This is a genomic window from Paenibacillus sp. 4624 (assembly GCF_050435065.1).
In the GTDB taxonomy this organism is placed as follows: Bacteria; Bacillota; Bacilli; order Paenibacillales; family Paenibacillaceae; genus Paenibacillus; species Paenibacillus amylolyticus_D.
Genome location: NZ_JBNDJR010000003.1, coordinates 76,509 through 88,758, shown reverse-complemented (window position 1 = coordinate 88,758; position 12,250 = coordinate 76,509). Strand labels below are relative to the sequence as shown.

At 47.8% G+C, this 12,250-nt stretch carries 13 protein-coding genes; 8 read left to right on the top strand and 5 right to left on the bottom strand.

Features of this window, described 5'->3' with window-relative positions; all coding sequences use genetic code 11:
* The first annotated feature begins 77 nt into the window (after positions 1-77).
* The 8 genes from ABIE27_RS08155 (at position 78) to ABIE27_RS08120 (ending at position 7,485) form a co-directional block, all read left to right on the top strand.
* Positions 78-1,283: a pyridoxal phosphate-dependent aminotransferase gene (locus ABIE27_RS08155; RefSeq protein ID WP_429350290.1), complete on the top strand. Its 1,206-nt coding sequence runs from the start codon at positions 78-80 to the stop codon at positions 1,281-1,283.
* Between the two features lie 81 nt (positions 1,284-1,364).
* Positions 1,365-1,631, top strand: coding sequence for a hypothetical protein (locus tag ABIE27_RS08150; RefSeq protein ID WP_123066064.1), 267 nt, complete (start codon positions 1,365-1,367; stop codon positions 1,629-1,631).
* A gap of 26 nt (positions 1,632-1,657) precedes the next feature.
* Positions 1,658-2,761 (top strand): glutamate 5-kinase, encoded by a 1,104-nt coding sequence (proB, locus tag ABIE27_RS08145; protein ID WP_123066063.1) that lies wholly within the window; start codon positions 1,658-1,660, stop codon positions 2,759-2,761.
* Positions 2,762-2,787: 26 nt separating this feature from the next.
* Positions 2,788-4,035 (top strand): glutamate-5-semialdehyde dehydrogenase, encoded by a 1,248-nt coding sequence (locus tag ABIE27_RS08140; protein ID WP_429350289.1) that lies wholly within the window; start codon positions 2,788-2,790, stop codon positions 4,033-4,035.
* Positions 4,036-4,072: 37 nt separating this feature from the next.
* On the top strand, positions 4,073-4,939 hold the full coding sequence (proC, locus tag ABIE27_RS08135) for a pyrroline-5-carboxylate reductase (protein WP_192895140.1): 867 nt from the start codon (positions 4,073-4,075) through the stop codon (positions 4,937-4,939).
* Positions 4,932-6,155, top strand: a complete 1,224-nt coding sequence (locus ABIE27_RS08130) for a 2,3-diketo-5-methylthiopentyl-1-phosphate enolase (protein WP_192895139.1) — start codon at positions 4,932-4,934, stop codon at positions 6,153-6,155. Before proC ends, ABIE27_RS08130 begins: the two co-directional genes overlap by 8 nt.
* Positions 6,152-6,829 (top strand): 2-hydroxy-3-keto-5-methylthiopentenyl-1-phosphate phosphatase, encoded by a 678-nt coding sequence (locus ABIE27_RS08125; RefSeq protein ID WP_429350288.1) that lies wholly within the window; start codon positions 6,152-6,154, stop codon positions 6,827-6,829. The genes ABIE27_RS08130 and ABIE27_RS08125 overlap by 4 nt, the downstream gene beginning before the upstream one ends.
* Before the next feature lie 2 nt (positions 6,830-6,831).
* The gene (locus ABIE27_RS08120) at positions 6,832-7,485 is read left to right on the top strand and encodes a methylthioribulose 1-phosphate dehydratase (RefSeq protein ID WP_123066059.1); all 654 of its coding nucleotides are present in this window, start codon (positions 6,832-6,834) and stop codon (positions 7,483-7,485) included.
* A gap of 75 nt (positions 7,486-7,560) precedes the next feature.
* Here ABIE27_RS08120 and ABIE27_RS08115 read toward each other — a convergent pair whose 3' ends face one another.
* The 5 genes from ABIE27_RS08115 to asnS all read right to left on the bottom strand — a co-directional run bounded on the left by ABIE27_RS08115 (position 7,561) and on the right by asnS (position 12,208).
* On the bottom strand, positions 7,561-8,907 hold the full coding sequence (locus ABIE27_RS08115) for a multi-tm2 domain protein (protein WP_123066058.1): 1,347 nt from the start codon (positions 8,905-8,907) through the stop codon (positions 7,561-7,563).
* 28 nt (positions 8,908-8,935) lie between these two features.
* Positions 8,936-9,388 (bottom strand): hypothetical protein, encoded by a 453-nt coding sequence (locus tag ABIE27_RS08110; RefSeq protein ID WP_123066057.1) that lies wholly within the window; start codon positions 9,386-9,388, stop codon positions 8,936-8,938.
* Positions 9,381-9,881, bottom strand: a complete 501-nt coding sequence (locus ABIE27_RS08105) for an RNA polymerase sigma factor (protein WP_123066056.1) — start codon at positions 9,879-9,881, stop codon at positions 9,381-9,383. The genes ABIE27_RS08110 and ABIE27_RS08105 overlap by 8 nt, the downstream gene beginning before the upstream one ends.
* Before the next feature lie 306 nt (positions 9,882-10,187).
* Positions 10,188-10,892, bottom strand: a complete 705-nt coding sequence (locus ABIE27_RS08100) for a DnaD domain-containing protein (RefSeq protein WP_123066055.1) — start codon at positions 10,890-10,892, stop codon at positions 10,188-10,190.
* Between the two features lie 20 nt (positions 10,893-10,912).
* Positions 10,913-12,208, bottom strand: a complete 1,296-nt coding sequence (gene asnS, locus ABIE27_RS08095) for an asparagine--tRNA ligase (RefSeq protein ID WP_123066054.1) — start codon at positions 12,206-12,208, stop codon at positions 10,913-10,915.
* Positions 12,209-12,250 lie beyond the last annotated feature (42 nt).

The following is a 12,250-nucleotide window of genomic DNA, read 5'->3' as shown; positions in this document are numbered from 1 at the left end:
TCTATACAGCTCGGGATTGACGTGATAAATTAATGAGAACGTTTTGCCATAAATGAACATCCGGAGTGATAAAACCGATGACTAATACTGAAAATAAACCTTCTTCTGTTTTCCCCATCCCGTCAGCGAATGTGATGTCAAAGCTACCAACGCAATTTTTTGCAACCCTTGTTCAAAATGTGAACCGCGAGATTGCAAGTGGTCATGATGTTATCAATCTGGGACAGGGTAATCCTGACACCCCTACACCACCGCATATTGTTCAATCTTTACAGCAATCGGCTGAAAATCCGCTTTATCATAAATACTCTCCGTTTCGCGGGTATGCCTTCCTGAAGGAAGCCGTTGCCCAGCGTTACAAAGAAGATTACAACGTTGATCTTGATCCCGAGACCGAAGTCGCTATTCTTTTTGGTGGCAAAACCGGACTGGTTCAATTACCTCAAGTCTTATTGAATCCCGGGGATGTATGTCTGGTTCCCGATCCGGGGTATCCTGATTATTGGTCAGGCGTGGCTCTCGCGCAGGCGCGTATGAGCTTCATGCCTCTTTTGAAATCAAATGCATTTCTACCCGACTATGAAGCGATACCCGCCGATGATCGGCAAAAGGCCAAGCTTATGTTCCTGAACTATCCCAACAATCCAACCTCGGCCACGGCTCCGCTATCCTTTTATGAGGATACTGTTGAATTTGCGATTCAGAATCAGATTGTCGTTGCCAGTGATTTTGCATATGGTGCGATTGGATATGACGGTCGCCGTCCTGTCAGCTTTTTGCAAGCTCCAGGAGCCAAAGAGGTAGGCATCGAGTTCTATACCCTCTCCAAAACATATAATATGGCGGGATGGCGTGTCGGATTTGCGCTGGGGAATGCAGAGATCATCTCCAAAATCAATCTGCTGCAGGATCATATCTATGTGAGTCTGTTTGGCGGTATCCAAGCTGCCGCTGCGGAAGCTCTGACAGGCCCGCAGGACTGTGTCACTTCACTGGTTGCACGATATGAATCTCGTCGTGATGCATTTTACGAAGCGCTTTCCGCGATCGGTTGGCAAGCGTGCAAGCCGGAAGGTTCATTTTTTGGATGGTTGCCTGTGCCGGAAGGATATACATCCTCTGGTTTGGCCGAACTTCTGTTACGAGAAGCGAAGGTTGCTGTCGCGCCTGGTATCGGTTTCGGCTCCCACGGGGAAGGTTATGTACGCATAGGTCTTCTGAGTGATGAGCAACGACTGCGTGAGGCGGCGGAGCGAATTGGCAAGCTTCATCTTTTCAAATAAGTTAAAGCTGAACAAGGTTACAATCTCTTTGCATATGCCAACTTTCCATGGTATGTTATAAGAAATAGTGAACGAAACGTGATGACGGGACCAGTAAGAGAGGATCAGCTGCGCACAGAGAGTAAATTCCATCTGGCTGCAAGAATTTACCGTGGCTTCTCTCCGAAACCTACCCCTGAGCGGCCTGTTATGTACAGGACAGTGCCTTCTGTTACAGGGCATGAGCCGGATGATCTGATGATGATCATCAATAAAGGTGGTACCGCGGAAGTAACGAACTTTCGTCCTTTTTTAACCAAAGGACGAGAGTTTTTTTTGTACCTAAGCAGCCTGCTTCGCAATCACTGATTAATTATGTTTAAGGAAGTGAAATCATGACTTCACGTATTGTCGTTAAAATCGGAAGCAGCTCATTAACCACCGAAGAAGGCGGCTTGGATCGCCAAGCGATATCCTTTTTCGCAGATGAAATGGCCTCGCTTGCTGCTCAGGGCCACGAAGTTTTACTCGTCACTTCTGGTGCCGTTGCTGCCGGATTTCGGGAGATCGGGTACCCTCAGCGTCCCAAACAGCTGCATGAGAAACAAGCGGCAGCGGCGGTTGGGCAGGCTTTGCTAATGCAGGCATATCAACAGGCTTTTGCGGCGCACCGCGTTACTACAGCGCAAATATTACTGACCCGTACCGACTTCCACAGCCGTAAGCGCATGGGAAATGCTGGTATGACTGTAGAGGAACTGCTAAAGCAAGGCGTCATTCCGATTTTCAACGAAAATGATACCGTATCTGTCGACGAATTGAAATTCGGTGATAACGATCTGTTGTCTGCGCTGGTTGCCAATCTGGTCAAGGCACAGCATCTGATCATCGTCACAGATACGAATGGATTGTACACCGCTGATCCACGTAAAGACCCTGCCGCGAAGCGATACGACCGTATTCCTGAAATCACAGCTGAAATATATGCATATGCCGGCGGTTCGGGATCAGCTGTAGGCACAGGCGGTATGCGCTCCAAGGTGGATGCGGCCAAAGTCGCTACACGCGGAGGTGTTCCTGTTTTTGTAGGCAGTGTGAAAGAACCTGGTGACATGCAACTCGCTTTGGATGGAATCGGAAAAGGAACTTATTTTGAGACCAAGCTGGCCTCACTCTCTCGCAAAAAACAGTGGCTTGGCTTCATGTCCACTCCGCTTGGGACGGTGGTTGTTGATCATGGTGCTGAGGAAGCACTCGTTCACGGCGGTCACAGCTTGCTTCCTGTAGGCGTGAAGCGTGTTCTGGGAACATTTCATGCGGGCGATGTAGTCGAAGTGCTTGGCCCCGATGAGTCGTTGCTGGGACGTGGCATCGTCAATTACGATGATGATCAGCTTCGTCAGATCGCGGGACTGCCAAGCGGCGAGGTCATGAAACAGCTGAACAGCATCCATAGGCTTGAAGTGATTCATCGTGATGAATGGATCACCTTAAAATAATAGCTGAACTTAAGGAGGAATTTAAAATGAGTGAAGTTCGAGATAAAGCAAGTAAAGCCAAAGCTGTCGTCACACAATTAAACTGGCTGAGTACGGAGCAGAAGAACGCTGCACTGCGCACGATGGCTGACGCCTTGATTGCTTCGGCGGATGCTATCATTACTGCGAATGTGGAAGATCTGGATCGCGGCAGAGAACAAGGTACTCCTGAATCCATGCTGGATCGACTGGCACTGAATAAAGAGCGGATCACAGGCATCGCCGAAGGGTTGCGTCAGATCGCGGAATTACCCGATCCTGTGGGCGAAGTGCTCGAAACTTTTACACGCCCGAATGGCCTGCACATCGAAAAATCAAGAGTTCCGATTGGCCTGATTGGCATTATTTATGAAGCTCGTCCTAACGTAACGGTTGACGCTGCTGGCCTTTGTCTCAAAACAGGCAACGCTGTTCTCCTGCGCGGCGGCTCTTCTGCTCTCTCCTCCAATCGAAAAATTGTTGAGGTGCTGCATCAAGCGCTGGCGACTACGGCAATGCCTGCAGATGCACTTCAGTTGGTAGAAGACGCAGACCGTGCTTCCGTTGACGAAATGCTCAAGCTGAACGGCCTGGTGGATGTTATTATTCCGCGCGGTGGTGCTTCACTGATTCGTACAGTCGTGGCGAATGCAACCGTACCGGTCATTGAGACGGGTGCTGGCATCTGTCATACCTATGTGGATGAATCAGCAGACGAATCCATGGCGACCGACATTGCTATCAATGCGAAAGCACAGCGCCCCTCGGTATGTAACTCCATGGAAACCTTGCTGCTCCATGCGAACTATGCAGAAAAGCATCTGCCAACGCTGGCTGAGCGCTTCCGTGAAGCCAGCGTTGTTCTGAAAGGCTGTGAAACGGTACGTCGCCTTGTTCCGACAGCGGCCCATGCCACAGAGGAAGATTACGCAACAGAGTATAACGATTATATTTTAAACATCCGCGTTGTGGAAAATCTGGATGAAGCCCTGCAGCATATTGCACACTATGGGACGAAGCATTCCGAATGCATTGTGACCCGTGATGCCGCGCATGCAGAACGGTTTATGCAAGAAGTCGATGCGGCGGCTGTCTATCATAATGCTTCCACTCGTTTCACGGACGGATTCGAATTCGGATACGGTGCCGAGATTGGAATCAGTACACAGAAGTTGCATGCACGGGGCCCAATGGGGCTGCCTGCACTGACGTCAAGTAAATACCGGATTACAGGCAATGGTCAGATTCGCCAATAATTTTTGAGCAACCAGTTATATAGGAGGAACGATATACATGAGCCAAGAGCAACAGACACTACTACAACAAAAGATAACTTTCCACGGAGCAGGTGCGATGGCTGAAGCCATCGTGCGTGGGCTCATTTCCCGCCTTGTCGTTCGTCCTCAGGATATTACGATGCTGAATCGCAGCAACTTGAAACGTCAGGAGGAACTGAGTACCCGTTATGCCGTGCATACCGGAACGGCCTCACAATCACTGGATATCCTTTCCTCTTCCCCTGTGATTGTGCTGTGTATGAAACCCAAAGATGCCGCTGCGGCGTTGCGTGAACTAGGACCCCTGTTGTCGCCAAACCAGCTGATCGTATCCGTTATAGCTGGACTATCGATTCGTACGATGCAGAGCCTGCTTGGCCGTAAACAGCCGATTGCAAGAACGATGCCTAACACCTCCAGCACGATTGGACTTGGTGCCACTGGACTTGCTTTCTCTGCGGAGATTACCGATGAACAGCGTAGTACCGTCATGACGCTTTTCGAAGCTGTAGGGATCGTAACCATTGTGCCAGAAGACAAACTCGAAGTGCTCACGGGTATTTCCGGCAGCGGACCTGCTTATGTATACTATCTAATGGAAGCCATGATTGCAGCTGGAATCCGCGGCGGCTTGTCTGGTCAACAGTCTCGTGATCTGACCGTTCAGACGGTGCTTGGCGCAGCACGGATGGTGCAGCAGACGGGTATGGAACCGATGAAACTGCGCAGTGATGTAACCTCACCTGGAGGTGCAACGCAAGCAGCCCTGAAGACGCTGGATGAAGGAGACTTCTTTGAAAATGTCATTGCAGCCGTGGGCCGCTGTGCAGAACGCTCTCGCGAGATGGGAGCTGCGTTGGAAGGAGATTTAAAACATGAATAACATGTGTACTGCCACATATCGTCTGCATGATGATCATGCCGATTTTCACAAAAAAGCTCAATCGATTGCCGTAGGTATGACCGTGGGCAGTTGGACGGAGCTGCCTCAGGCGCAGCGGGAAGCCATGCAAAAACATCTGGGTGAAGTTATCAAGGTAGAAGTTCACGAAGCTGAAGGGTTAGCACCCGGAGAACGTTATGCAGATATCACCATTGGATATCCGGATATTAACTTTAGTCAAGATATCCCCGCTTTGCTTGTCACCGTTTTTGGTAAAATCTCGATGGACGGGCGCATCAAACTGAACCATCTCGGATTTTCAGATAACTTCCTGCGCGCTTTCCCGGGACCGAAGTTTGGACTGAGGGGTGTGCGTGATCTGCTTGGAGTTCAAGATCGTCCTTTGCTGATGAGTATTTTCAAATCGGTTATTGGACTTAATGCTGAAGAACTGCGGGAGCAGTTTATCCGTCAGGCTCTTGGGGGCGTGGATTTGATCAAGGACGACGAAATCCTGTTTGAGAACAAGCTTACACCGATTGAAAAAAGAGTTGAGGTCTGCATGAAGGCTGCCGAACAGGCTCGCCAAGAAACAGGCAAAAAACTTCTTTACGCCACTAATTTGACGGGACCTACGTCCCGTTTGAAACAACAGGCTGAACGTGCCATCGGCGCAGGAGCCAATGCGTTGCTCTTCAATGTGCTGTCCTATGGTTATGATGTGTTGCATGAACTAAGCAGTGATCCTGACATTAACGTGCCGATCATGGCTCACCCGGCACTTGCCGGTGCCTTATATCCATCACCGCATTACGGTATTTCTGCGTCTGTTGTATTGGGACAGTTGATGCGTCTCGCCGGTGCTGACCTGGTGCTCTTCCCTTCACCTTATGGCTCGGTTACGATGCCGAAGGAAGAAAATATGGCGATCACTGAGCAATTGCTCACAACCGATCTGCCTGTAAGAACAAGCATGCCAGTGCCTTCAGCAGGAATTCATCCAGGACTTGTTCCGATGATTCTGAGAGACTTCGGCAAGGATGTGATCGTCAATGCCGGGGGCGGGATTCACGGACATCCCATGGGAACCGAAGCAGGTGGACGTGCGTTCCTGCAAGCCATTGAAGCCGCTGGGCGCTCCATTCCACTGGCCGAGTATGCTGCCGATCACCCGGAGCTGAAAAGCGCACTGGATCTGTGGGGTGGAGAACGATGAGATCTGATAAGAAAACAGCGATTTTCTGTGATTTTGATGGAACCATTACACTCTCGGACAACATTGTAGCCATTATGAAACACTTCAAACCAGAAGGCATCGATGACGTCATGAAAGACACGATTGAACAAAAAGTATCTCTGCGCGAAGGAGTGGGAGCGATGTTTGCTCTTCTACCTTCCTCGCAAAAAGATGAGATTGTTGAATATGTCCTTGGACAAGCGGGCATCCGCGAAGGATTCCAAGCGTTTCTGGAATATGTTGGAAGCGAAAACATCGAATTTAATGTGACAAGCGGTGGCATGGACTTTTTTATTGAGCCGTTACTCGCCCCCTTCGACATTCCGCAGGATCATGTTTACTGTAACGGTGCAGATTTCTCCGGTGAATACATCCGCATTGAATGGCCGCATCCTTGCCAGCCTCCTTGCAACAACGGCTGCGGGATGTGCAAAACGACCGTCATTCGTACGTTTCCAGAAGAACAGTATAACCGGATTCTAATCGGAGACAGTCTAACAGACTTCGAAGGCGCTAAAATCGCGGACCTGGTCTACTCCCGCTCCATTCTGACAGATAAATGTGTAGAACTTGGTGTAGATCATGTGCCGTTTACGACCTTTTATGACATCATTGATGATATGAAGCAGAAGCAATCACAAGGAGTGCTATAGACATGGGTTTTGAAAAGATTACACTGGAACATAAACGTCAGGTTCTGGAGGAACTGGCGGATGTCAAAGCTTTATTCGCAAGCCGGAACTGGTTTCCCGGCACAAGCGGCAATCTGTCGATGCGGGTAGGTGAATTCGACCCGGAACAATTTTATTTTGCGGTGACCGCCTCAGGCAAAGACAAGTCTCTGCGTACGCCGGAAGATTTCCTTTTTGTTGATAAGGAAGGCAAAGCGATCGAAGCGACTACGATGAAGCCAAGCGCCGAAACGTTGATTCACTGTGAAATCTATCGTTTAACCGGCTGCGGCGCGGTATTCCATGTGCATACGGTGTTTAACAACTTGATCAGCGAATTTTTTGGTGACGAAGGCCATGTGCCGATTCAAGGCATTGAATTGATCAAAGCCTTTAACATTTGGGAAGAGAATGCAGCCATTCGTGTGCCGGTTCTGCCCAACTTCGCACATATTCCTTCCATCGCCGAATTGGTACCGGGTGCACTGGATGCCAGTGTTCCAGGAATTTTGCTCCGCAACCATGGCATCTATGCTTGGGGTAAGGATGCTTTTGAGGCCAAACGTCATCTGGAAGCTTTTGAATTTTTGTTCGAAGTGATGTACCGTCAGCTTTTGCTGAAAGGCGCACAAAAATAGATTATTAACAAAACACACCAGCGGCTTGGGATCAGCCCTGGTGTGTTTTCTTTTATACCGTTTATTGTAAACGGATTATCGATTATCTCGATCCTTGAATAAAAAGAGACTCTCCAATTCATCATCCTTCGTGCGACTTGCACTGGAAATCGATGCCCCAGAAGTTGACTCACGCTGTTTTCCAAATAACAATTTTAACCCACCGAATATGAGCAAAAAGGAAACGATAACCGTATTCAAATACGAACGGATCTCATACGTCAGGAATACATTCGGAAACATCTCGTTTAATTGCGGAATAATCAGGCGAATCGTTAAATAGTACAAACCAAGGGCCGCGATCCCCATTCCGATAAAACGCTGATGTCGAACCCAGTCTTTAAAGACTGGCTGATCGCTAAGCGGCTCACGTCCATATCGACTGGAGCATTGAAGTCCGTCAAAGAAACTGTAGAACCATATGAGCGGAATCATAAACAGGAACACGGATAAGCGAAGAAGGTCCAGAATATAGATGCTGCCAAGGAAAAGAAACATCAGCTGCATCCCTCTTTTTTGCAATCCGAGATACAGATGCCCAGCACCCGGAAAAGCGGAGAGCAGTGTGGCCAAGACTTTGCTGCGCTTGCCCATAATTCGGCCTGTCTCCAGCTCTTCAAATAATGTTCGATCCTGCAACACTTCACCAGCCTGCTTGCGATGTACATGCTGGACCGCATCAAACATACAGTATACCCAGATTACAGGAAGAATGAGCAAAAACATCAAAAATATAGATTCGTTTGTGATGGCTGATACAAAAACCATCATGGCAAATGAACCAAAAAATGCGATCAAAAAGGACAAGCCCCGGTGAAGTAATCCGAGATGCAGATGCCCAAGACCAGGAACAAACGAAAGCAGAATCGTGAAAAAACGTTCTCCTTCACTTCCCTTTCGGTACATGGGCTGTTGCCCAGCATAAGCTGTGTTGCCGGGATATCCGGAATATCCAGCATATTCATGCTGAGTCTCAGCGCCTTGATGATGAATCTCATCCTTACCTCCCGGTCCCATTGGTTCTTGCTCTCTAACGTAATCCTCTGGACCGATAGAACCTTGAGGATGTCCAGAAGGATGACCATAGTACATGCCTTGTCCGCTGTAATACATTTCTCGGGCTGACGGTGCAGAGAGTAACACAATAATCATATCCAGCATACTGAGGCACCAGACAAAGATCACACCTAATAACCCAAAGACTAATAAATCCTTATCTCCGGCCAAATAGGCCAGCATGACAAAACCAATGCCCGTTCCAAAAAATAATAACGGGTAAACTACAGCTCGGGCCGTTCGCCGCCAATAGAGGAACCCGAGCCCAGGAAACAGGTTTAATAAAAATGCAAGTAATTTATTACGATCTGAATACACAGTCGTCATCCTTTCTATTCAGGCCATGTGAAACCAATCAAGGTTTGGGTTTGAAATTATCCAGCCATGAGGTAGCTGCCTCGGTCCATTTCTCAGTAAATGAGCCTGCAGTGTCACCTTCTTGAAATTTATGATAAGGGGCTACCTTGTCAAATAGTCCGGAAGATAGAAAAACCAATGTTAAACAGGCAGCTACGGCGTAGTGAAATACTCTATGTTCAAACCATCGGCGGGTTCGTTCTCCACGAGAATGTCGTATCTTGCCATTGGACGCTATACTCTCAATTCGATTCATTACGGAATTAGTAAAATCAACGGAATTCGGTAACACAGGATAGTTTTGCTTTAAGTCTAAAGCTTCAAGATAACTTTCCATTGCGTCTGGTTCATTTATAAGAAACTGCTCCATCAGAATCGCTTGATTACCACTTATTCGACCTTCAATATAATCCGTCCATTGCTGAATGGTATACATCTCTTTTTTACTCACGCCACTCTTCCTCCTTCCAATGACTTCGAATCCATTGTCTAGCCCGGTATAACCTTGATTCTACCGTTTTTACAGCCACCTGAGCTTCCTGGGCAATTTGCTCATAATTTTTCTCGCTCAGATAATAAGCGGTAATAATTTCCCGGTGCTGGGCAGGTAGCTGATTAATCCGTTCACGAAGTTTCTCCTGCCGTTCTTCACGAATAACACGGGCTAAAACGTCTTCATCCCGTGCGGGCAGGTTCACTACCATTTCATCTCCGCCTAGATCTTCAGCACTCCTTCTGCCCAGCTTGCGTTTGGCATCAATAGCCTTATGAAAAGCAATTCGTGTGATCCACGTCTTGAACCCTTCGGATCGGTAGTCGGGGAGAGATTTATAAATCTGAATGAACGCCTCCTGGGCGGCATCCTGTGCATCCTGATCGTTACGTAAGACAGAATACGCAACATGATAGACATGCTGGCTGTATTTGTCGATCAGAACACGCATTTGGGATGCATCCCCTTGACGGATTTGTTCAATTACGAGCGCTTCGTCAATAACTCTCCCCTCCTCTCCAATTCTATAGACGACGACTGGTCAACTGACCCCTGCAATTTTTATTAACTTTTTATAATTAGTCTCCCTATAGGATATTCTAGTTATGTTCCTTGAACCGACCGAGCGACCAGTTAAACTATTAAATTTCCTCAAAAAAACGTGATATAGACATACATAAAGCTATTCCGAAATGTATTATGGAGTAAAATAATATCAAAAAACAGGCACAGAATAAATTCTGGCCTGTTTATTAATTTAACGTCCGCCATTGCGGAAACGTTGCGTATACGCTTTGGCATCCTGTACATTTTTAACACGATTCCTGCTCCACTCCAGCAAAATTCGGTCGATGTACCTGAAATGCACTTTTCCTGCAAATACCGCTTCTTTCAAAGCCATCAGAATCAGCTCTTCCTGATAGCGATCCTGATCCAGCCAGCTGGAGATGGTTTCACACTCCATCGGCGAGAGAGGACGACCAAATTCCTTTTCAAAAATAGAGAACATATTCCGCTCTTCCTCTTCTTTTTGAACACTGTTCGAATCCGGACGTGAGGCATTCCCTTTTTGTTGTTCTGACCGGATATGTGCTGCTTCTTCCGATGTACACATCGCTAGCTTGGCATACAAGCCGTGCAGGTCATATCGTTCATACTGAATATCCCGTTCTTCATCCCGATGCTCATCAATTGTAATATACCCATCCCTCATCAGACGTTGCAACATTCTGGCAATGCCTTCAGGAGCAAGTCCCATTCGTGTGGCAAGCTCTTCAAGGGTTGGAAATTCATTGAATTCTGCCTGACGGAAGCCCAGCAATTGAATGAGAAGCAAAACCTCAGTATCGGACAAACCAAGCTGATGATAAAAACGTAGTAAGGCATATGGTAATTGAGCTGTACCTGAAGCCATACCGTAGGCTGCCCCGCTTAACCAGGCTTTGGAGGACGCGTCTTCCATATACTCTTTCCCGTTAAACATTAAGGATACAGACGATAGAGCATACGAGGGAATGCGATGGTCTCACGAACATGGTCAAGTCCACAGATCCAGGCTACCGTGCGCTCCAATCCCAGACCGAAACCGGAGTGGGGAACCGATCCGTATTTACGCAGATCCAGGTACCACTGGTACGCTTCATCCGAAAGGTTGTGCTCTTCAAAACGTTGTTGCATTAGTTCTGGATCATCGATACGCTGTGATCCACCAATGATCTCACCATAACCTTCTGGCGCAATCATATCCGCACACAGAACAACTTCAGGGCGATTTGGATCTGGTTTCATGTAAAATGCTTTGATTCCAGCTGGGTAGTGCGTAATAAATACAGGAGTATTGTATTTTTCCGCAATCGCTGTTTCATGAGGTGCACCGAAATCTTCGCCCCAAGGAATGTCAAAGCCTTGTCCATTCAGGAACTCAATCGCTTCGTCATACGTAATACGCGGGAACGGAGCTGTAATGCCTTCCAGTTTGGAAACGTCACGCCCAATGGACTCCAGCTCTGTACGGCAATTTTTCACCACAGATTGAACGACATGCGCGATGAATTTCTCTTGTACGCGCAAGCTTTCCTCGTGATCGACAAATGCCATCTCCGGCTCAATCATCCAGAACTCAATCAAGTGCCGACGTGTTTTGGATTTCTCAGCACGGAACGTTGGGCCGAAAGAGTATACTTTGCCCAGTGCCATAGCCGCGGCTTCCATGTACAGTTGTCCACTTTGCGTCAGATACGCGTCCTCATCAAAATATTTGATATGGAACAAGTTCGTTGTGCCTTCTGCAGATGAAGGTGTCAAGATCGGCGGGTCCACCTGTGTGAATCCGTTACCATCAAAAAATTGCTGAACAGCACGAATAATCTCTGCACGAATCACCATTACAGCACGTTGCTTGGTGGAACGAAGCCACAGATGGCGATGATCCATCAAGAAATCCACACCGTGCTCTTTCGGTGTAATTGGGTAGTTTTCCGTCAGATGAATAATTTGAACACCAGTAACGGTCATTTCATACCCTGACGCACTGCGTGGCTCTTCACGGATAACGCCTGTCACGTAGACAGAGCTTTCCTGGGTCAGGCTTTTGGCATCATTCCAGATGTCTTCGCTGACTTCACTCTTAACGACTACACCTTGAATATATCCAGTCCCATCACGGAGTTGCAAAAACTGAATTTTACCGCTGGAGCGTTTGTTATTAATCCAAGCGCCAATGGTAACTGTCTCACCCACGTGTTCGTTCACATTACGAATTACACAATTCGTATCCATGCCCATATCTCCCCTTGGTTCCATAAATTTGAAAATGCAGCG

What these genes read in the sequence shown, in the direction of transcription:
- ABIE27_RS08155 (WP_429350290.1), top strand. Translation starts at nt 78, where the DNA reads ATGACTAATACTGAAAATAAACCTTCTTCTGTTTTCCCCATCCCGTCA.
- ABIE27_RS08150 (WP_123066064.1), top strand. Translation starts at nt 1,365, where the DNA reads ATGACGGGACCAGTAAGAGAGGATCAGCTGCGCACAGAGAGTAAATTC.
- proB (WP_123066063.1), top strand. Translation starts at nt 1,658, where the DNA reads ATGACTTCACGTATTGTCGTTAAAATCGGAAGCAGCTCATTAACCACC.
- ABIE27_RS08140 (WP_429350289.1), top strand. Translation starts at nt 2,788, where the DNA reads ATGAGTGAAGTTCGAGATAAAGCAAGTAAAGCCAAAGCTGTCGTCACA.
- proC (WP_192895140.1), top strand. Translation starts at nt 4,073, where the DNA reads ATGAGCCAAGAGCAACAGACACTACTACAACAAAAGATAACTTTCCAC.
- ABIE27_RS08130 (WP_192895139.1), top strand. Translation starts at nt 4,932, where the DNA reads ATGAATAACATGTGTACTGCCACATATCGTCTGCATGATGATCATGCC.
- ABIE27_RS08125 (WP_429350288.1), top strand. Translation starts at nt 6,152, where the DNA reads ATGAGATCTGATAAGAAAACAGCGATTTTCTGTGATTTTGATGGAACC.
- ABIE27_RS08120 (WP_123066059.1), top strand. Translation starts at nt 6,832, where the DNA reads ATGGGTTTTGAAAAGATTACACTGGAACATAAACGTCAGGTTCTGGAG.
- ABIE27_RS08115 (WP_123066058.1), bottom strand. Translation starts at nt 8,907, where the DNA reads ATGACGACTGTGTATTCAGATCGTAATAAATTACTTGCATTTTTATTA.
- ABIE27_RS08105 (WP_123066056.1), bottom strand. Translation starts at nt 9,881, where the DNA reads ATGCGTGTTCTGATCGACAAATACAGCCAGCATGTCTATCATGTTGCG.
- ABIE27_RS08100 (WP_123066055.1), bottom strand. Translation starts at nt 10,892, where the DNA reads ATGGAAGACGCGTCCTCCAAAGCCTGGTTAAGCGGGGCAGCCTACGGT.
- asnS (WP_123066054.1), bottom strand. Translation starts at nt 12,208, where the DNA reads ATGGATACGAATTGTGTAATTCGTAATGTGAACGAACACGTGGGTGAG.